Genomic DNA, 18,393 nt, shown 5'->3' on the forward strand with positions numbered 1-18,393 from the left:
TTAACTTGAAAAGCAGCTAAATGAGCGAAAATCTGGTCATCGTCGAATCACCGGCGAAGGGCAAAACTATTCAGAAATACTTAGGCAAGGGCTTTGAAGTGCTTGCATCTTATGGTCATGTGCGCGACTTAATTCCTAAAGAAGGTGCCGTTGACCCTGAACAGGGTTATGCCATGAAGTATGAGATCATTGACCGCAATCAGCGGCATGTCGATGCCATCGCCCGGGCTGTTAAAAAAGCGGATACCCTCTATCTAGCCACTGACCCTGATCGTGAGGGTGAGGCCATTTCTTGGCATTTGTACGAAGTGCTTAAAGAACGCGGTTTACTCGAGGGGAAACAAGTTCATCGGGTGGTCTTTTATGAAATCACCAAGAACGCTGTTCAAGAGGCGATTGCCCATCCGCGTGCACTCGCCTATGAGCTGATTGATGCTCAGCAAGCACGCCGCGCCTTAGATTACTTAGTTGGCTTTAATTTATCGCCCTTATTATGGCGAAAAATTAAACGCGGTCTCTCAGCGGGGCGAGTCCAAAGCCCTGCATTGCGCATGATTGTGGAACGCGAAGAAGAGATCGAAAGCTTTGTTCCTCAAGAATACTGGAATCTCACGGCACTGCTGGATAAGCAGAGTTTCGAATTCACAGCGCGTTTGCATACTTTGGATGGTAAACGCTTGGAGCAATTCGATGTCAATACCAGTGAAGTGGCTCATCAGGTGCGTGATCGTTTGCTGCAAGCCGCACGTGGCCAATTAACGGTTACCAAAATTGAGCGTAAAGAACGTAAGCGTCATCCTTCTGCGCCCTTCACCACCTCCACACTCCAACAAGAAGCCGTGCGCAAATTACGCTTTTCCTCACAAAAAGCCATGCGAACTGCCCAGCAATTGTATGAAGGTATTGACTTAGGCAGTGGCCCGGTCGGCTTGATTACTTATATGCGGACTGATTCGGTAGCGCTAGCAGGTGAGGCCATCGCTGAATTACGCGCATTCATTCAGCAGCGCTATGGCAAGCCTAAACTACCTGAGTCACCGCGCCAGTACAAAACCAAATCCAAAAATGCACAAGAGGCACATGAAGCAATTCGCCCCACTTCCTGCCTGCGTGTTCCTGAAGAAATCCGTAGCTATCTCAGTGAAGAGCAATTCCGTTTATACCAATTGATTTGGCAACGTACAGTGGCCTGCCAAATGATTCATGCTCTGATTGATACGATTTCTGTGGATTTAGCGGCTGAGCCTAGCAGCTTCTTCCGGGCGACGGGTTCGACCATTCGTGATCCGGGCTTTTTAGCCGTGTATGAAGAAGGCCTTGATGATCAAAAGGTGGAGAAAGAAAATCCGCTGCCGCCGTTAACCGAAGGCGAAGCCATTAAGTTAAATGATATTGAAGCCACCCAGCATTTTACTGAGCCGCCACCGCGCTATTCTGAGGCCAGTTTGGTCAAAATGTTGGAAGAATATGGGATTGGCCGCCCGTCTACTTATGCGAGCATTATTTCCACCTTGCAAGCACGTGAATATGTCGAATTGGATCGGTTGCGTTTCACGCCAACTGACATTGGCCGGATTGTTAATAAATTTTTAACGGAGCATTTTACCCGTTATGTTGATTACGATTTCACTGCCAATCTCGAAGATCAACTCGATGAAATTTCACGCGGTGAAAAAAACTGGACACCCGTACTCGATGAGTTTTGGCAACCATTCAGTCAACTCGTTGAAGAAAAAATGGACAATGTACAGCGCAGTGATGTCCTGCAAGCGCGTGAACTAGGGCTAGACCCTAAAACTGGCAAGCCTATTTCCGTGCGTATGGGTAAATTTGGTCCGTTCGTGCAAATCGGCTCACGTGATGATGAGGATAAACCCATTTTTGCGAGCCTCAGAGCGGGCATGAAAATGGACTCGGTGACTTTAGAAGAAGCCTTAGAGTTATTCAAATTGCCACGTGCCTTAGGTGAAACCGCTGAAGGTCAAACCATTAGTGCTAGCATTGGGCGCTTTGGCCCATATTTACGCTATGGAAGTAACTTTGTCTCCTTGAAAAAGGAGGATGATCCTTACACAGTCACCTTAGAGCGGGCTTTAGCCTTGATTGAAGAAAAGAAAGCCAGCGATTTAGCCAAAATTATTAAAGACTTTGGTGATGGGATTCAGATTCTCAAAGGTCGTTGGGGGCCGTTTTTAGCGAGTGGCAAAATTAAGGCGAAAATCCCCAAAGATAAAACCCCCGACACCTTAACCTTGGAAGAAGCCCAAGCCTTAATTGCGGAAGCCACACCCGCGAAAAAAGAAACTAAGAAAGATCCGAAAAAAACCAGTAAAAAACCCGCTGAAACTCAAGCAGATACCAGTGAGCCGGAAGCTAAACCGACAGCTGAGCCTGCTAAGAAAAAAGCAGCTCCTAAAAAAGCCAGCTCAAGTGAAGCTACTCAAACCAAAGCGCCTGCCAAAAAATCAGCCGCAAAGCCAACGACTAGCAAAACTAGTAGCACAACGGCTAAAACTCCGCGTAAGAAAACAGGTACTTGATGTCATGCGCATCACTACCCAGCTTGAAGAGGCCGTCGCTATTCTCAAGGCGGGCGGCCTGATTGCTTATCCGACCGAATCGGTCTTTGGCTTGGGTTGTGATCCCCGGAATGACGCTGCTTTACAGCGTCTATTACAACTTAAGCAGCGTCCTGCCCACAAAGGCTTAATCCTAATTGCAGCCCAGCTTGAGCAATTAACCGATTATATCCTGCCTGTAAATGCCGAACTGTTAGCCCGTATTCTGCCCACTTGGCCAGGACCTTATACTTGGCTATTACCCGTTAGAGAACAAGTATCACCCCTGTTACGTGGCACACACCCAAGCTTAGCCGTTCGTCTGAGTGCTCATCCAACCTGCCAAGCCTTATGCCAACAATTCGCCCATCCCATTGTCTCGACCAGTGCCAATCCTGCGACTCAAGCCCCCGCTCGTGATCTGGAGCGTTTAACTCATTATTTTGCAGATCAAATTGATTTAGTCCTTAACCTACCGCTGGGCCAGCAAGCCCATCCTAGTGAAATTCGTGATGCGGTCACGGGCCAATTAATTCGCGCTAGTTAATTCGACCAAAGGTAGTGGTTAGATGCATCTAAAAACATTTGCTAAGCGTATTAAGCTTCAGGAACAGATGGCATGGATTCTTTAAATGAACTGCTACTACGTTGTGGCCGACAAGATGGAATAGCGTTTAAGCAGCTTTATCAGCATACCTCACCAAAGCTTTATGCTTTATGTTGTCGCTTAGTGCGCGATGAAGCCCTCGCAGAAGATGTCTTGCAAGAAGGATTTATTAAGATTTGGCATAGTGCATCAACTTATAGCACAGATAAAGGCCATGCCTTGACTTGGATGGCAACGATTGTTCGCAATCAAGCCCTTGATCGCTTACGGATGGCAAAAAGCCGCCCTGAGATTCATCCTGATCTGGAATATGAATCTTTAGAGTTTGCCTCACAAGCGATCACACCCGATTTACTAACACAACTCAGTAGTGATACCCAACAACTACTGGAATGTATGGAAGAGTTAAAGCCCGAACAACGCGAGTGTATTTTGCAAGCCTTTTATTACGGCTGTACTCATGAGGAATTGGCAGCTAGCATGGCACGCCCTCTAGGTACGGTAAAAGCATGGATTCGTCGTGGCTTAGAACATCTGAGGAATTGCCTAGCATGAAGCGGTATAAAAACCCCGATATTTTTGAGCCACTAGCGATGGCTTATGCGTTAGGTACGCTCCACGGCAAAGCACGCTTACGCTTTGAACAACTAATGGCTCGGCATTTATATTTACGGGCTACCGTACAAGCTTATCAGCAGAAATTGAATGGCCTAGCAGAAATACTGCCACCTCAAGCCGTCCATGCACGGGTTTGGCAAGGTATTGAGCAGCACTTAAACCTAAAAGTTGCTCAACCTAGTTTCTGGAGTCGCTTGCAAAATCAATTGAATTGGGCGTTACCAAGTTTAGCGGCGATCATTGCAGCGGTCTTAACCGCCTTCTTTTTACACCAGCCCCCTAAACCACAAGCGTATGTAGCTGCCCTAAAATCCACTCAGCAACACCCCCAGTTAGTTTTAGCGATGGCTAAACACGATGAAATGAAAATTTCTTTTGATTTGCTTGATCAAAACATCACTAACCCTCAAGGCATGATCCCTACACTGTGGTGTATTTCTAAAAAGAAAGATGAGCCACCCATGCGCATGGGGACTTTAGAGCCAACCAAACCAGAAATCAGTATCAATGCCAAAATGTGGCAAGGTTTGGAGGGTGCGAGTCAATTTGCCATTAGCTTAGAGCCAAATACAGTCAGCGCCTCCACTCAACCCCAGGGTGAAATTATTTTAAGCGGCACTTTGCATCCTCTTGGCCAATAGGCGTTACCAAGACTGCTTAAATGCTTCGATTTTGCGGCGTTCTTGTTTATTGGGTTTACGCACCGGCACATTGACCCCATGTAAGCGGCGTATTTCAATTTGCTGTTCACGCTCTTCACGTTGGTGCTCATCTTCTTGATACAGTAGCGCAGCTTCTTTCGCAGGGCGACGCTGTTCATTCAAAGCGAGCACGGTCACTTTCCAAGTATTTTGGTCTTTGCGAATTCTAAGCACATCACCCACCTGCACAGCTCGTGAAGGTTTAGCACGCTCTTCATTCACATGCACATGGCCACCGTTGATAGCCTCCACCGCTAAAGAGCGAGTTTTGAAAAAACGCGCAGCCCAAAGCCATTTATCTAAGCGCAAACGGGTTAAGGTTTCCACTCCAGAGGCCAATCCACCACTCGATCTTCCCATTCGTCCTCATTCACATCTTTACTAAATACAAATTTTCCAATAATAGACTCACCTTGCTGATGAATCGTTGCTTTATTCCCGGACACTAAATGATGCCAAGAAGGCAAATCTTTACCCTCATAGACCAAGCGATAGGCACAACTGGGTGGCATCCAATACAGTTGCTCCAAATTTTGCGGGGTTAGCCGCACGCAATCGGGCATCAAAACCTGCCGTTTTGAATAATTACTGCACCGACAGGTTTGACCGTCTAATAAATCACAGGCCACATCGGTATAATAAACCGTGCCATCGTCTTCATCTTCAAGTTTATTTAAACAACATTTGGCACAGTGATCACACAAACTTTCCCACTCATCAGTGGTCAATTCGCTTAATTCCTTTTGCTGCCACCAAGGCTGCTTGTCAACGGTTTTTTTAGGCCTATTCATGGGCTTGCTCTGCAGGTAAGTTTAAGATCTTGGTTTTTAGCTGCGGAAAATCTTGCGGTGAACTGTAATAAAACATGTCTCCGCCTTTGGCATCAATCAGCATGGCTAAATTGCGATCTGCATAAAACCAAGCATCGACGGTGGCGGTTAAGTTAACAATCTCCGCCCCTTCGCCAAAGCGCGCACGAATCAATTCAGGTTCGTAATTGACCACAGGAATATAGATCAGATACTTAATCAAAAAATCATTCGCAAGTTTTACATTCGCTTCAGACACCGACAACCGCCAAGCGCCACTGGCTTGCGGCTCACGCTTGATCTGCTCTTGAGAAAACTTTTCCAAAATGGCTGGATCAGCCACCAGCTCAGCCACCAATTTCGCTTCAAATAAACCCAAGCGCTGTTTACCGAAGTAGGCCTCTAAACTCAATTCATTAGTACGCGACTGCATCACTGCCAACTCAGGAAAACTATGCCACTGCTCAATCGCTTGACGTAAAGTGGTTTTGCCGAGTTCTAGATGAAAAACACGGGTCGTTCCTTGCTCAGTACTGGTGATGTCCCAAGGTAAATTGTCTACCACCTGCGGGTCTGACTTGCCACAAGCACTCAATAACAGCAGAATCCCCATCACTGCTAGCAAACGCTGCATTGCTCTAACCTATCAGCTACAAAGATACGCATCATACCGCAGGCGTGTTGCTCACGCATACCCGTCTTCACTTTCGCCATGCTCTAGCAGCAATTGCACTAGGTCTGAGACATATTGTTTGAGGTATTTATTTTTCGCCCAAGCCACTCGTGTCGTCGAAGTTGGCAGCAAGTGCGACAAATCTCGCAGAACTAAATCATCATCATGAATATGGGAATACGCCATTTTTGCAATAATACCCGCACCAAAACCTAAGCGTACATAACTTAAAATCACATCGGTATCCGTGGCCGCAAAAGAAACATCGAGTTGCAAACCTGCCTGCTCAAAAGTGGATTGCACTTTGGAACGCCCTGCAAAACCAAAGACATAAGTTAGGATCGGATGGCGAGCGATACGCTCCAAGGTTAACTCACCGCCTGCCAATGGATGCCCATCGGGTAAAATCAAGCCGTGACTCCAGTCATAGCAACGCTCACTGGTTAAACCCGGTGCTTTACCAATTTCCTCGGTACAAATCGCAATATCTGCCTTACCCTCATGGAGCATCCCGACTAATTGTGAAGGCGCACCTTGCAAGAGGTGAATCGAGACTGAAGGATAACGCTGGCGAAACTCCATTAAGACCTCGGGCAGAAAGTATTTGGCTTGCGTATGGGTGGTGGCAATCCGAATTTCACCACTGGTTTCCATGCGATACTCATCCGCAACGGCACGAATGTTTTCGAGGGCTTGTTCAATCGTATCAATTTGCTTCACTAAAGCACGGCAAACGGGGGTTGGCTCAACCAAGCGCTTACCTTTGCGCTCAAACAGTGGCATGCCTAACTCTTCTTCTAATAGGCCTAATTGCCGACTGACAGCTGACTGCACCACATAATGTTGCCCTGCTGCTCTAGACACATTCATGCCATTACCTAGTAGGGTTTTTAACAACCGCAGCTGAATTAACTTCATTGCCAACCTCTTTAATCTAAAAGATAGATATTCTTATCTTAATATATCACTTTTATGGATTAAAGATTTTTCGTAATATCAAGACCACTTAATACCCGCAATGACCACCCGAGGATGTTTGACATGAATGCTTTAGCAACTAATTTAGAGACTCAAGCTGAAGACCAGACAGCAATTGAAGTGGTCGCTCAGGCCGAAAATGATGCGAACTATCTCAATGAGCCTGAAATCAGCGTATGGACTTTTGACCCTAGCATCTGCGGCTAAAGAATAGATGAGGATAGATTAATGAGTAGTTTGACCAAAATCTTAAGCCATGATCAGCTTGACACCCTAGAGTTATTATTAAATGGTGCTTTTGCACCTGTGGATAGTTACTTAAATCAGGCTGATCATCTTAGTGTTTTAAATAATAAACGCTTAGCAAATGGTTGCGTTTGGCCTTTGCCCATCACCTTGAACTTAAGCCCCGCAGAAAAATTAACCGCACAGATCACCAAACGGATTACCTTGGTGGATCACGAACAACGGGCTGTTGCTGAGCTTAAACTTGAAGAGCTGTATCGCTTACCCCTGAGTTAGCAGCTGTCAACGCTGCTAGCCCAGATACTTGGTATGCTGCGGGCCAACTTGAAGCCTTAAATAAGCGTTTACATTTAGCGTTTAACCGTAGTCGCTATACCACTGACCGCTTGCGCAACGAATTAGCCGATAAAGGCTGGAAGAATGTAGTGGCCGTGCAAGCTAATCCAAGTTTGGATGCTGCGGATATGAAGCAAGCTTGTGAGTGGCTCAAGCAAATTTTAGAACCACAATCCCAACAAGGCGGCTTATTAATTCAATTAAATGCCAATGAGCAAGCCTCTGACTTCCATCAACAGGTGCGCGCTTTACGTGCCTCAGTGCGCTGTAGTGTCGTGCGGCAAATCAAAATGAGTCTGCTGCCGCAGATCGCTCAACAACTAAGCCCCGAAAGCTTATTACTGTTACAAGCCTTAATCGCTCGTAATTATGGGGCAACGGGCTTTGTCGTGGGCTTACAGCACTCCCGCTCGGCTTTACGCTTTGTCTTGCAATACCGTGATGAATTAGGCATTGACCTCATTCCGGTCAAACACCGCACCGCACGTCAATTAGCTCAGACCCCACCCTTGGCTTTGGCGGCTTAATCCCCTATTTCCTCTCAGCGACGCGGCGGAATTTTATTTCCGCCCTTTTTTTTAAATACTTCTGATAAAAAACTCTTCTAGCAAATATTTTTTAAGGATTTGCTGTTATTTTACCCTATTGAGCTTTAAAGTAATTTATTGAACGAACTGCTCAAATCCTATTCAAATCATTCTACACTCTATAGCTAAGCTTATCTTTTTTAGGATATATAATGAAAGCGTTGTTTTTCTTGAGTATTTTTGCATTGACGACCCTTGCATTTGCCTTGGAGGACAACCTGGAGAACCGTCAAGCCCAAGCCAAGCGCTATTTAGAGGCCAATCCACCCAAAGCGATGGCACAAGCCTTAGCTGATCAAACCGTCACCATGTTGCCAGAAGCTGAACGTAAGCCTTATCTAGACATGCTAACCAAACACTTGGATGTGAAGGCGATTCATCAAGCAATGCAGACCGCTTTGATGAATCATTTCACCGCGAATGAACTCGAGGTCTTGGCTAATTTTTATAGTAATCCTGAAGCCAAAACCGCCTTAGCTAAAATGGATCCTTATATGGCTGAGGTTTTACCGGTATTACAGGCCGAAATGCTCAAAGCTCAACAAAAAGCATTTAACGCCTCGAATAGTCGTACCCAAGTTGACGAAGTGACAAATAATAGTATTGTGAAACTTCCATAGTGTTTGCACATTTCAGCACGGTTTGATGCACAATCACGACCTAGACTTTAGTTTAACAGCATCCATCAAGAAGTCCCACTCTTGCTACGCAATGCTGTCACCCTAGAGTAGGAGAATACCGTAATGAAAAAAATAAGCTTAACTGCAATCGCAGGCCTTGCCTTAATCATGAGTACCACCGCCTCAGCAGGCGGTGGCCATGATAGACATCATGGTGGACATGGCAGCCATCATAGTAGTAATAATGCTTCGTTCTATATTGGCTTTGGCCCACAGGGACATGTGAGTTACGGCTTACATGTCGGTGCGCCACAGGTCTATGTGCAACCACGCCATCACTGGCGTCCAGTGCATCAACCTCGTTATAACCACCGTCCTTATCGCCCCCATCACCGCGTCATCCATCGCAGCCGTGGTTATTGCGAACTACATCGCGGCTATCACTAATAAGGTGAGCTTGAAGCATCGGCCTTGAGGCATCAGCACGGTTTTATTCAATGACCTAGAGTATGAACTGTGCTGGTGCTTCAAGCGCTATTCAAACGCCGACTGATCTAAACCACTTGATCATTTTTGCCCTCACTGTTGGCACAAAACTCTTTAATCGACCTCCTCACTAGCCTGTGTATTAGATAGCAATGGCTGCGGTAACTTGCCTCAAGTTTTGGTTCATTTATACTGCGGATTCCCTTTGGACTACCCATACATTTTAAAGAGTTATTCGTTTCAAACAATCAAGGAGCAAATTCGATGAAATTAGGGAAAACAGCTTTAATAGCCGGTGCTTTTTTATCAGCTGCGATGGTGATGACCACGCTCTCAGCTGCTACCCCGCAAGAAAATGCCATTGAATATCGCCAAGCGGCTTACACCATGATCCGTAATCATTTTGGACCGATGGGGGCGATGGTTAAAGGTGAAGTTGAATTCAATGCAGAGGCTTTTGCAAAAAATGCTCAAGCCGTCGCCACTCTCAGTCAATTCCCACTCAATGGCTTTATTGAGGGTAGCTATGAAGGCGATACGGCAGCTAAACCAGAAATCGCAGCCAAAATGGAAGATTTCAAAGCTAAAATGGAAACCTTTAAAGTTGAAGCGGCGAACCTTGCCAAAGCAGCGGAAGGTAGCAGCGATCTTGCCGCTCTAAAGCCTCAATTTGCTAAAGTTGCAGAATCCTGTAAAGCCTGCCACGATATTTATCGCGAAAAAGACTAAATCCAAATCGACTCAGCCTGCTTGACTCATCTAAACTAAGCAGGCTGCTCTTATCTAGAAACTAATATATCTATGAAAAAAATTGTGATCTGTGCAACACAACGATCAGGCTCAACGATGTTGTGTAAAGAGTTAGAAGCCACCACCGTATTAGGACGACCCAAAGAAGTTTATATCAATCCAAAAGTACAAAATGCGGCTGAAGCTCAAAACTTTGTTAATCGAATTGTTAGCCAAGGCCAATCAGAAAATGGCTTATTTGCGGTTAAAATCATGCAAGATCAATGGGAAAAAGTCGATAAGGTTCATAGCTATTTAAGCCCATCTTCGCCGCCATCCCTCATGCAGTCTTTATTGTATAAACTTAGTTTTACTAAACTTATTCAGACAGATCCTAAGCTAAAACTAGATAGCTTCCATCAGTTTTATCAGGGTGCTACTTGGGTTTTTTTAAGGCGTAAAGAGCATTTATACCAAGCCATATCACGAGACATGGCCAGTCAAACTAAAGTTTGCCATGTCGTTAATACAAATGATGAAACTAAATTACAAGGCATTGGTAAACGTGGCGCGATTGCTATGGAAAATGCCCATGATTACAATATGAAGACTCAATTTGATGCTAAACGGCTATTCAACCGTATTCAAAGCATTGTGCGCGAAGAAGCGGGTTGGGAGCGTTTTTTCAAAAAATATCAAATTAGCCCACTTGAACTTTATTATGAAGACATAGTTGGTAACAAAGATTACTTAAAAGAACTCGCTAGGCAAGTTGAAGTTAAACTCCCTGATACTATACCTGCCATTCCTTTAGTCAAAGTTGGCAACCAACTTAATGAGGAATGGGCTGAACGCTTTAAGCAAGAATATCCACAATATGCCTAGTATAAACACATGGAGCTAAGCGTTAATTAAACGCCTAGCGCGTTTTAAGTGAATAGACTAGCTTAAATACTTAGCTCAATGTCTACAGCGTTTTAAGGAAGTCGAGTCCAAAATGCACCACAGCATACACGATGATGAAAATACTCAAGGCCAACCAAGGGCTTTTAAAACTTAAATGGTCTGGAATAGGTTGTTGCTCAACCGGCCAATCCGCACTACCTGCCACCATCGCCTTAATTAAGTTAGTACGTTTACGAATCTTGTAAAAACCGATAGTGAAGATATGTATAAGCGCTGCAAGCAGTAAAATATTAAACCACAAATGATGGAAACTCGTCAGCGCCCCAGCAGTTGATTCAGTCACTAAACCATAAAGCGGCCCCTCTACTAAAATATCATCGCTAACAAATAAACCAGAGATCGCTTGCAGCAAGACTCCAACTAATAAAAACACCACCATCCAAGCCCCTAAAGGATTATGGCCAGCATAATACGCTGTTCCACGGTCTTTCAGCTCTTGCCAATGATGAATAGCGCGGGCAGGCGATTTTATAAATGAGCTAAATCGGCTAGTTTCACTGCCGACAAAACCCCAAATAATACGAAAAATGATTAAAGCCAGTATCAAGATGCCTGCTTGCATATGCCAGTCCATCCATAAGCCACCTAGCTCAGCAGAAAGCCACGAAAAACCTATGCCGAATACTAAAGTCCAATGAAAAACACGGGTGGGTAAATCCCAAATTTTGACCGAAGTCGTGACACTGGCTTTATTCATTTTAACCCCAAGACGTCTTGCATATCATACAAGCCAACTTCTTGCGCTTGCAGCCATTGAGCAGCCCGCACTGCACCTTTAGCAAAGGTCATACGACTCGAGGCTTTATGACTAATTTCAATCCGCTCACCAATATCAGCAAACATCACCGTATGATCACCTACAATATCGCCAGCACGAATAGTTTCAAAGCCAATCGTTTTACGATTGCGCTCATCCGTCACACCTTGGCGACCATAAACAGCACAGTCTTTTAGATCCCGCCCTAAAGCCGCTGCGACCACTTCCCCCATCCGTAAGGCAGTTCCCGAAGGGGCATCCACTTTATAGCGATGGTGGGCTTCAATAATTTCAATATCGACGGTATCTCCCAATACCTGTGCAGCCATCTCGAGCAATTTAAAGCATAGATTCACACCGATGCTCATATTCGGTGCGAACATAATGCCAATTGTCTCAGAAGCTGCACGAATAGCGGCCTTACCCGCCTCATCAAAGCCAGTTGTACCGATCACCATCTTTTTATGATGAGCCACACACCAAGCTAAATGCTCTAAGCTCGGCTCTGGACGAGTAAAGTCGATTAAGACATCAAAATCATTCGCCGCAGCCTCTAAGGACGGGGCAATCAGCACCCCATTCGCACCGATACCTACCACTGCGCCAATATCGGTATCCACTAGCGGACTATGCGGGTGTTCTGTTGCGACGGTCACCACCACTCCCTCAGCAGCATTGCAAGCCTCTAAGAGTGTTCTACCCATCCGCCCTGCAGCACCGACAATCGCTATCCGTGTCAAATTGGTCATGTTAACCTCCTTCACTTCATGATTATGCTTAAGCTTTAATCGTTTTTGTCACCAAATAAATCATGCTTTACATCATCAATGAAACCTTTTGCCTTGTCTAGCCAGCTATGCTCCCTCGGACTATGCCGATTCCCACCCTCACTCATCGTTTTATCCAGCTCTGCTAATAGCTCGCGCTGACGAGTATTCAGATTGACTGGGGTTTCTACTATCACTGTACAGACCAAATCACCAACCGATGCACTGCGTACCGATTTCACACCTTTATTGCGTAGGCGGAATTTTTTGCCAGTCTGGGTTTCTGCCGGAATTTTTAAGGTCACTTTACCCTCTAACGTAGGCACTTCCATCTCGCCACCTAAAGCCGCTGTAGTAAAGCGAATCGGGACATTGCAGAATAAATTATCACCATCACGGGTAAACAGCTCATGCTCTTTTACAAAGATTTGTACATACAAATCTCCAGCTGGGCCACCATTTAAACCCGCTTCACCTTCACCGGATAAGCGAATACGATCTCCAGTATCAACCCCAGCAGGGATCTTAACCGATAAGGTTTTATTCTCTTCGACACGACCTTGACCATGACAGGTCTGACAGGGATCAGTGATCACTTTGCCATTGCCATGACATTGTGGACAAGTCTGTTGAATGGAAAAGAAACCCTGCTGAATGCGCACTTGACCTTGGCCGTGACAAGTCGAGCAGGTTTGTGGATAACTGCCTTTTTTCGCCCCCGTCCCTGAACAGGTTTCGCAGGTTTTCATCGCAGGAATGCGAATATCAACTTCTTTACCAACCACCGCTTCTTCGAGAGTCAACTCCAAATTGTATTGCAGATCACTACCACGATAAGCACGGGTGCCACCGCCTCGGCGACCGCCATTTTCACCAAAGATATTGCCGAAAATATCTTCAAAAATATCCCCAAAGCCCGCGCCACTGCGTGCACCGCCCATACCGACTTGATCCACGCCTGCATGGCCAAATTGATCATAAGCAGAGCGTTTATTTTGATCCGCTAGCACTTCATAGGCTTCTTTAGCTTCTTTAAATTTCGCTTCAGCCTCAGCATTATCTGGGTTGCGGTCTGGATGATATTTCATCGCTAAGCGGCGAAATGCCTTTTTTAAATCATCCTCACTCGCATTTTTTTGTACACCGAGGACTTCGTAATAATCCCGCTTTGACATTAGTATCCCCTGCTACAAATAGGAGTCTATAAAAACAAAAAGCAGGCGTGATAGTCCCCTACCACGCCTGCATTCGTGCGCTTAAATAGCTTACTTCTTGTTCACTTCTTCAAATTCAGCATCAACGATGTCATCATCGGCTGATTTAGCACCACCGGCTTGACCCGCAGCACCCGCCTCAGCACCCGCATTCATCCCAGCCATTTTCTGCATCAACTTGCCAGAAGCTTCACCTAAAGCTTCGCTCTTACGCTCGATCACATCCTTATTATCGCCTTTTAGTGCATCACGCACTTCACGGACTAAACTTTCGATATTGGCACGATCTGCACCATCCACTTTATCGCCATAATCACGTAAGGATTTCTCAGTCGCATGCACTAAGCCATCTGCTTGGTTGCGAGCTTCAATCAATTCACGTTGTTTACGGTCTTCTTCCGCATGAGCTTCAGCATCCTTCACCATCCGATCGACTTCAGCATCTGACAAACCAGAAGACGCTTTAATCACAATCGACTGCTGCTTGCCAGTGGCTTTATCTTTCGCCGATACGTTCAGAATACCGTTGGCATCAATGTCGAAAGTCACTTCAATCTGTGGCATACCACGCGGGGCGGGCGGAATATCTTGCAAATCAAAACGGCCGAGTGACTTATTATCTCGTGCCATTTGACGCTCACCTTGCACTACATGCACGGTCACAGCGGTTTGATTGTCATCGGCTGTTGAGAACACTTGATTCGCTTTAGTTGGAATCGTGGTGTTTTTCTCAATCAACTTAGTCATAACGCCACCTAGGGTTTCAATCCCCAAGGACAACGGAGTCACATCTAATAACAGAATGTCTTTCACGCCACCACTTAAGACACCACCTTGAATCGCAGCCCCAACCGCCACGGCTTCGTCTGGATTCACATCACGACGTGGCTCTTTGCCGAAGAAGTTTTTCACCGCTTCTTGGACTTTCGGCATCCGAGTTTGACCGCCCACCAGAATCACTTCATTGATTTGTGCGGCACTCAAACCGGCGTCTTTCAGAGCAATCTTGCAAGGCTCAATCGTGCGTGTAATCAAATCGTCAACCAAAGACTCCAACTTAGCACGAGTCACTTTAATGTTCATGTGCTTTGGACCTGAGGCATCTGCGGTGATATAAGGCAGATTCACATCCGTCTGTTGGCTGGATGACAATTCAATTTTGGCTTTTTCTGCCGATTCTTTCAGGCGCTGCATCGCTAAAGGATCGCCTTTTAAATCAACACCAGATGACTTGCGGAACTCATCCACTAAATAGTCAATCAAGCGCATATCGAAGTCTTCACCACCGAGGAAGGTATCGCCATTGGTTGATAATACTTCGAACTGCATTTCACCATCGACATCGGCGATTTCAATGATAGAAACGTCAAAAGTACCGCCACCTAAGTCATAGACTGCGATTTTGCTATCGCCTTTGGACTTATCCATGCCATAGGCTAAAGCTGCCGCCGTTGGCTCGTTAATAATCCGCTTGACTTCTAAGCCCGCAATCCGACCGGCATCTTTAGTCGCTTGACGTTGGGAGTCATTAAAATAAGCCGGCACGGTAATAACGGCTTCAGTGACGGGTTCACCTAAATAATCTTCGGCAGTTTTTTTCATTTTCATCAGCACCCGTGCAGAAATTTCTGGGGGTGCCATTTTTTTACCACGAACTTCAACCCAAGCATCGCCATTGTCAGCTGCGACAATTTTGTAGGGGACTAATTTAATATCTTTTTGCACAGCGTCTTCTTGGAAACGCCGACCGATCAAACGTTTGACTGCATATAAAGTATTTTCAGGATTAGTCACCGCTTGACGCTTGGCCGTTTGACCGACTAATACCTCTTCATCCATAAAAGCAACCACTGACGGAGTGGTACGATCACCCTCAGAGTTCTCAATCACCCGTGGCTTATCGCCTTCCATGACCGCCACACATGAGTTGGTAGTACCTAAGTCAATACCAATGATTTTTCCCATAACTTTGCTTCTCCAGAAATCTTTTTAACTACGGCAACTTAAAGTCGCTAACTGCATCCTTAGATAGGGGCTGTTTATGGCTTTTCAAGGCTAAAAACCCCAGAAAAAATGCTTTTTTAACTATTTCTTGCTAACCATCACCATCGCAGGGCGAATGGTCCGACCATTTAAGGTATAGCCCTTCTGCATCACTAAAGAGACGGTATTATTCTCATAGTCTGGGTGTGGCTGCATACCTACCGCTTGATGTAACTCAGGATTGAAGACTTGCCCTAGTGGATTAACCGCCTCCATTTTGAACTTTTCCATCACCGCCTCAAACTGCTTTAAAGTCAGCTCCATGCCTTGGCGCAAACTATTGGCATCACCCTGTGCTTGTAAGCCCATTTCTAAGCTGTCTGCCACTGGTAGCAAGGCTTCAGCGAAGCGCTGCACTGCAAACTTATGCGCATCTTCGACTTGTTTTTCGTAACGCCGCCGCTGATTGTCAGCTTCTGCTTGCCCTCGTAAATACATTTCCCAATTTTCATTGGCTTTAGCTTGAGCAGCGGCTAACTCTTGTTGCAGTTTAGCCAGCTCAGCTTGTACAGTGGCTAAATTATCAGAGCTAGGCATCTCTGCCTTGGTTGTCTCTTTAGCCGCCTCAGTTTGAGAGGGCTGAGTCTTCGACTCTAGGGTTTGATCTTGCTTATTCTGTTCTGCTGGGTTCATTTTCGATCTCCAAAATCTTGTCACGCTGCTACACGCTCCATGTACTGAATCGCCTGAAAGAAATAAGGGTTAATTTGTTAAATTCAAGGCCAGCAGATAAAAAGCGGCTACAAAAACTGTCTTTTTGTGATTATTTTTCTTCGAGAGACCTGCCTGATGACGCCATCTTTTAAAGATCATTTTTCTAATTTAGCTAAAACCTATGCGACTTATCGCCCTCAATATCCAGTCGAATTATACACTTGGCTTGCCAGTATTAGCCCTAGCCAACAATTAGTCTGGGATTGCGCTTGTGGTACAGGGCAAGCTTCTTTAGGTTTAGCTGAGCATTTTCAACAGGTCATTGCCACTGATGCCAGTGCACAGCAAATTGCTGCCGCTCAAGCACATCCTCGGATTGAATGGCGAGTAGCGCCTGCAGAACAGAGTGGTTTAGCAGCGCAGAGTGTTGATTTAATTACCGTAGCGCAAGCCCTGCATTGGTTTGATTTAACTCAGTTTTATGCTGAGGCACAGCGCGTCTTAAAGCCGGAAGGCGTATTAGCCGTCTGGACTTATGGAGTGCTTAAGATTCACCAACCCGCCATTAATGCGTTAGTACAAGATTTTTACACACAGGTGCTCGGTCCGTACTGGCCACCTGAACGGGCTATTGTCGAGACGGGCTACCAAGCTTTACCCTTTCCCTTTCAAGAACTCCCAGTTCCCGCATTCAGCATGCAGCTAGCGTGGAATCAAGCCCAATTAATGGGTTATTTGCGCAGTTGGTCAGCCACTGAGCGCTATATCCAAGCACAGGGGCAAGATCCAGTTACGCGGTTAGAACAACAAGTTGCCAGCTTATGGGAGGATCCAGCGTGTTATTTAACCGAGTGGCCCTTAGCATTTCGAGTCGGGCAAAACGGATGAGCTTATATCTCTCCTAGTCTCTCGCCTCTCCTGAGTAGTCAAAGTATGCTTAAGCTGTTGATGAGCAAGGAGGATTAACCGATGCAGACTTTAACACGTAGCCAACCTTGGTTTGGGGGTTTGGGCTTATTATTTGCCCTATTCTTTACTTTTATTTCACCGAGTCATGCTGAAACCACTACTGAAGGTAAAGTCGTTGGTGGGGTTGAACATGAAATGCCTGAATGGTTTAAAGAAAGCTTTTTAGAAATCCAAGAAGATGTTAAGGAAGCCTCAGCGGGAAACAAACATGTCATGTTGTTTTTCCATCTGAATAACTGCCCCTATTGCGATAAAATGCTCAAGGATAATTTCCTCCAAGAGCCTAGCAAAACTTATATTCAAGAAAACTTTGATGTGATCGCCATTAATGTCAAAGGCGACCGACAAGTGCAATACAGCAAAGAGCTGGCTTTTTCAGAAAAAGAGCTCGCTGATGAGCTTGAAGTCGCACTCACCCCAACAATTAGCTTTATCAATTCAGAGAATAAAACCGTTGCCCGCTTAAATGGTTATCGCTCACCGGAGCAATTTAAGCCTGTCCTAGATTATGTAGCCAAGCAGATTTATAAAACTGAATCTCTCAGTGATTATTTAGCTAAGCAACCTCAATCAGACCAGTATACCTTACGCCCTAATGAGCTATTTCAACCTCTTAAAGACCTTTCTTCGATTAAAACCCCATTAGCGGTAATTTTCGAGTCGAGTACCTGCAGTGATTGCGCATATTTCCATGATACTTTGCTACAAGATGAGGCGATCAAGACTGAATTCAAAGCCTTAACCGTGGTGCGTTTTGATGCGAATGATAGCACCGAAATCATCGACGTGAATGGCCAAAAAACTACGCCGAAAGATTGGCTAAAACAGCTCAAATTGAGTTATCAACCCGGTATGGTGTTCTTTGATGAAGGTAAAGAAGTCACGCGCTTAGAAGGCAAGCTATTTAATTTCCATTTCCAGCAGCTCTTAAACTATGTGAGTAGCCAAGGTTATAAAGAGCATAGCTTCCCAGCACATTTAGGTTTACGCCAAGCCGAATTACTGCAACAAGGTAAAACCGTGGATATTAGTGAATAATCGTTAATAACGATGAATATAATCTTTAAGCTAAATC

Annotated in this window: 21 protein-coding genes and 1 pseudogene; 13 read left to right on the forward strand and 9 right to left on the reverse strand. The window is 45.4% G+C overall.

Going from position 1 to position 18,393, the window contains the following annotated elements:
• Positions 1 to 20: 20 nt before the first annotated feature.
• From B5D50_RS01365 to B5D50_RS01380, 4 genes are all read left to right on the forward strand, one after another.
• Positions 21 to 2,540 carry a DNA topoisomerase I gene (locus B5D50_RS01365; RefSeq protein ID WP_078920780.1) on the forward strand — a complete coding sequence of 840 codons (2,520 nt, stop codon included), beginning with the start codon at positions 21 to 23 and terminating at the stop codon, positions 2,538 to 2,540.
• Positions 2,541 to 2,544: 4 nt separating this feature from the next.
• On the forward strand, positions 2,545 to 3,105 hold the full coding sequence (locus B5D50_RS01370; protein ID WP_200807004.1) for an L-threonylcarbamoyladenylate synthase type 1 TsaC: 561 nt from the start codon (positions 2,545 to 2,547) through the stop codon (positions 3,103 to 3,105).
• Positions 3,106 to 3,177: 72 nt separating this feature from the next.
• Positions 3,178 to 3,720, forward strand: a complete 543-nt coding sequence (locus B5D50_RS01375) for an RNA polymerase sigma factor (protein WP_078920781.1) — start codon at positions 3,178 to 3,180, stop codon at positions 3,718 to 3,720.
• On the forward strand, positions 3,717 to 4,424 hold the full coding sequence (locus B5D50_RS01380; protein ID WP_159448543.1) for an anti-sigma factor: 708 nt from the start codon (positions 3,717 to 3,719) through the stop codon (positions 4,422 to 4,424). The genes B5D50_RS01375 and B5D50_RS01380 overlap by 4 nt, the downstream gene beginning before the upstream one ends.
• Before the next feature lie 3 nt (positions 4,425 to 4,427).
• Here the strand turns inward: B5D50_RS01380 and B5D50_RS01385 are convergent, their stop codons facing one another.
• The 4 genes from B5D50_RS01385 to B5D50_RS01400 are packed head-to-tail and all read right to left on the reverse strand — an operon-like array spanning position 4,428 to position 6,884.
• Positions 4,428 to 4,811: an RNA-binding S4 domain-containing protein gene (locus tag B5D50_RS01385; protein ID WP_234975760.1), complete on the reverse strand. Its 384-nt coding sequence runs from the start codon at positions 4,809 to 4,811 to the stop codon at positions 4,428 to 4,430.
• On the reverse strand, positions 4,799 to 5,275 hold the full coding sequence (locus B5D50_RS01390; protein ID WP_078920784.1) for a YcgN family cysteine cluster protein: 477 nt from the start codon (positions 5,273 to 5,275) through the stop codon (positions 4,799 to 4,801). The genes B5D50_RS01385 and B5D50_RS01390 overlap by 13 nt, the downstream gene beginning before the upstream one ends.
• On the reverse strand, positions 5,268 to 5,927 hold the full coding sequence (locus tag B5D50_RS01395; protein ID WP_078920785.1) for a hypothetical protein: 660 nt from the start codon (positions 5,925 to 5,927) through the stop codon (positions 5,268 to 5,270). Before B5D50_RS01395 ends, B5D50_RS01390 begins: the two co-directional genes overlap by 8 nt.
• Positions 5,928 to 5,978: 51 nt before the next feature.
• Positions 5,979 to 6,884 carry a LysR substrate-binding domain-containing protein gene (locus B5D50_RS01400; protein WP_078920786.1) on the reverse strand — a complete coding sequence of 302 codons (906 nt, stop codon included), beginning with the start codon at positions 6,882 to 6,884 and terminating at the stop codon, positions 5,979 to 5,981.
• 123 nt (positions 6,885 to 7,007) lie between these two features.
• Between B5D50_RS01400 and B5D50_RS20295 the strand changes: the two genes are divergently transcribed.
• From B5D50_RS20295 to B5D50_RS01430, 7 genes and pseudogenes are all read left to right on the forward strand, one after another.
• Positions 7,008 to 7,151 (forward strand): hypothetical protein, encoded by a 144-nt coding sequence (locus B5D50_RS20295; RefSeq protein ID WP_159448544.1) that lies wholly within the window; start codon positions 7,008 to 7,010, stop codon positions 7,149 to 7,151.
• 21 nt (positions 7,152 to 7,172) lie between these two features.
• Positions 7,173 to 7,466 carry a hypothetical protein gene (locus B5D50_RS01405; RefSeq protein ID WP_078920787.1) on the forward strand — a complete coding sequence of 98 codons (294 nt, stop codon included), beginning with the start codon at positions 7,173 to 7,175 and terminating at the stop codon, positions 7,464 to 7,466.
• A gap of 101 nt (positions 7,467 to 7,567) precedes the next feature.
• A pseudogene (locus B5D50_RS01410) lies at positions 7,568 to 8,053 on the forward strand (hypothetical protein); the annotation flags it as partial.
• A gap of 212 nt (positions 8,054 to 8,265) precedes the next feature.
• Positions 8,266 to 8,733: a DUF2059 domain-containing protein gene (locus B5D50_RS01415; RefSeq protein WP_078920789.1), complete on the forward strand. Its 468-nt coding sequence runs from the start codon at positions 8,266 to 8,268 to the stop codon at positions 8,731 to 8,733.
• A 123-nt stretch (positions 8,734 to 8,856) separates the two neighbouring features.
• On the forward strand, positions 8,857 to 9,180 hold the full coding sequence (locus B5D50_RS01420; protein ID WP_078920790.1) for a hypothetical protein: 324 nt from the start codon (positions 8,857 to 8,859) through the stop codon (positions 9,178 to 9,180).
• 303 nt (positions 9,181 to 9,483) lie between these two features.
• Complete coding sequence (locus B5D50_RS01425; protein WP_078920791.1) at positions 9,484 to 9,948, forward strand: c-type cytochrome; 465 nt, start codon at positions 9,484 to 9,486, stop codon at positions 9,946 to 9,948.
• Positions 9,949 to 10,020: 72 nt separating this feature from the next.
• On the forward strand, positions 10,021 to 10,833 hold the full coding sequence (locus B5D50_RS01430; protein WP_078920792.1) for a Stf0 family sulfotransferase: 813 nt from the start codon (positions 10,021 to 10,023) through the stop codon (positions 10,831 to 10,833).
• An 82-nt stretch (positions 10,834 to 10,915) separates the two neighbouring features.
• Here the strand turns inward: B5D50_RS01430 and B5D50_RS01435 are convergent, their stop codons facing one another.
• From B5D50_RS01435 to grpE, 5 genes are all read right to left on the reverse strand, one after another.
• Positions 10,916 to 11,611, reverse strand: coding sequence for a cytochrome b/b6 domain-containing protein (locus B5D50_RS01435; protein WP_078920793.1), 696 nt, complete (start codon positions 11,609 to 11,611; stop codon positions 10,916 to 10,918).
• Positions 11,608 to 12,420: a 4-hydroxy-tetrahydrodipicolinate reductase gene (gene dapB / locus B5D50_RS01440; RefSeq protein ID WP_078920794.1), complete on the reverse strand. Its 813-nt coding sequence runs from the start codon at positions 12,418 to 12,420 to the stop codon at positions 11,608 to 11,610. The genes B5D50_RS01435 and dapB overlap by 4 nt, the downstream gene beginning before the upstream one ends.
• 35 nt (positions 12,421 to 12,455) lie before the next feature.
• Entirely contained in the window at positions 12,456 to 13,613 is a 1,158-nt protein-coding gene (dnaJ, locus tag B5D50_RS01445; protein ID WP_078920795.1) for a molecular chaperone DnaJ, read from the reverse strand.
• 90 nt (positions 13,614 to 13,703) lie between these two features.
• The gene (gene dnaK / locus B5D50_RS01450; RefSeq protein ID WP_078920796.1) at positions 13,704 to 15,617 is read right to left on the reverse strand and encodes a molecular chaperone DnaK; all 1,914 of its coding nucleotides are present in this window, start codon (positions 15,615 to 15,617) and stop codon (positions 13,704 to 13,706) included.
• A gap of 120 nt (positions 15,618 to 15,737) precedes the next feature.
• On the reverse strand, positions 15,738 to 16,328 hold the full coding sequence (gene grpE, locus B5D50_RS01455; RefSeq protein ID WP_078920797.1) for a nucleotide exchange factor GrpE: 591 nt from the start codon (positions 16,326 to 16,328) through the stop codon (positions 15,738 to 15,740).
• A 156-nt stretch (positions 16,329 to 16,484) separates the two neighbouring features.
• On the opposite strand from grpE, the gene B5D50_RS01460 reads away from it, so the two are divergent.
• Both B5D50_RS01460 and B5D50_RS01465 read left to right on the forward strand, forming a co-directional pair.
• Positions 16,485 to 17,237 (forward strand): class I SAM-dependent methyltransferase, encoded by a 753-nt coding sequence (locus B5D50_RS01460; RefSeq protein ID WP_078920907.1) that lies wholly within the window; start codon positions 16,485 to 16,487, stop codon positions 17,235 to 17,237.
• Positions 17,238 to 17,318: 81 nt separating this feature from the next.
• Positions 17,319 to 18,356, forward strand: a complete 1,038-nt coding sequence (locus B5D50_RS01465; protein ID WP_078920798.1) for a thioredoxin family protein — start codon at positions 17,319 to 17,321, stop codon at positions 18,354 to 18,356.
• Positions 18,357 to 18,393 lie beyond the last annotated feature (37 nt).

The organism is Thiothrix eikelboomii (genome assembly GCF_900167255.1).
GTDB classification, from domain to species: Bacteria; Pseudomonadota; Gammaproteobacteria; order Thiotrichales; family Thiotrichaceae; genus Thiolinea; species Thiolinea eikelboomii.

Excerpts from the sequence above, each read along its gene's own strand:
- B5D50_RS01365 (WP_078920780.1), top strand. The coding sequence starts at position 21 with ATGAGCGAAAATCTGGTCATCGTCGAATCACCGGCGAAGGGCAAAACT.
- B5D50_RS01370 (WP_200807004.1), top strand. The coding sequence starts at position 2,545 with ATGCGCATCACTACCCAGCTTGAAGAGGCCGTCGCTATTCTCAAGGCG.
- B5D50_RS01375 (WP_078920781.1), top strand. The coding sequence starts at position 3,178 with ATGGATTCTTTAAATGAACTGCTACTACGTTGTGGCCGACAAGATGGA.
- B5D50_RS01380 (WP_159448543.1), top strand. The coding sequence starts at position 3,717 with ATGAAGCGGTATAAAAACCCCGATATTTTTGAGCCACTAGCGATGGCT.
- B5D50_RS01390 (WP_078920784.1), bottom strand. The coding sequence starts at position 5,275 with ATGAATAGGCCTAAAAAAACCGTTGACAAGCAGCCTTGGTGGCAGCAA.
- B5D50_RS01395 (WP_078920785.1), bottom strand. The coding sequence starts at position 5,927 with ATGCAGCGTTTGCTAGCAGTGATGGGGATTCTGCTGTTATTGAGTGCT.
- B5D50_RS01400 (WP_078920786.1), bottom strand. The coding sequence starts at position 6,884 with ATGAAGTTAATTCAGCTGCGGTTGTTAAAAACCCTACTAGGTAATGGC.
- B5D50_RS20295 (WP_159448544.1), top strand. The coding sequence starts at position 7,008 with ATGAATGCTTTAGCAACTAATTTAGAGACTCAAGCTGAAGACCAGACA.
- B5D50_RS01405 (WP_078920787.1), top strand. The coding sequence starts at position 7,173 with ATGAGTAGTTTGACCAAAATCTTAAGCCATGATCAGCTTGACACCCTA.
- B5D50_RS01415 (WP_078920789.1), top strand. The coding sequence starts at position 8,266 with ATGAAAGCGTTGTTTTTCTTGAGTATTTTTGCATTGACGACCCTTGCA.
- B5D50_RS01420 (WP_078920790.1), top strand. The coding sequence starts at position 8,857 with ATGAAAAAAATAAGCTTAACTGCAATCGCAGGCCTTGCCTTAATCATG.
- B5D50_RS01425 (WP_078920791.1), top strand. The coding sequence starts at position 9,484 with ATGAAATTAGGGAAAACAGCTTTAATAGCCGGTGCTTTTTTATCAGCT.
- B5D50_RS01430 (WP_078920792.1), top strand. The coding sequence starts at position 10,021 with ATGAAAAAAATTGTGATCTGTGCAACACAACGATCAGGCTCAACGATG.
- B5D50_RS01435 (WP_078920793.1), bottom strand. The coding sequence starts at position 11,611 with ATGAATAAAGCCAGTGTCACGACTTCGGTCAAAATTTGGGATTTACCC.
- dapB (WP_078920794.1), bottom strand. The coding sequence starts at position 12,420 with ATGACCAATTTGACACGGATAGCGATTGTCGGTGCTGCAGGGCGGATG.
- dnaJ (WP_078920795.1), bottom strand. The coding sequence starts at position 13,613 with ATGTCAAAGCGGGATTATTACGAAGTCCTCGGTGTACAAAAAAATGCG.
- dnaK (WP_078920796.1), bottom strand. The coding sequence starts at position 15,617 with ATGGGAAAAATCATTGGTATTGACTTAGGTACTACCAACTCATGTGTG.
- grpE (WP_078920797.1), bottom strand. The coding sequence starts at position 16,328 with ATGAACCCAGCAGAACAGAATAAGCAAGATCAAACCCTAGAGTCGAAG.
- B5D50_RS01460 (WP_078920907.1), top strand. The coding sequence starts at position 16,485 with ATGACGCCATCTTTTAAAGATCATTTTTCTAATTTAGCTAAAACCTAT.
- B5D50_RS01465 (WP_078920798.1), top strand. The coding sequence starts at position 17,319 with ATGCAGACTTTAACACGTAGCCAACCTTGGTTTGGGGGTTTGGGCTTA.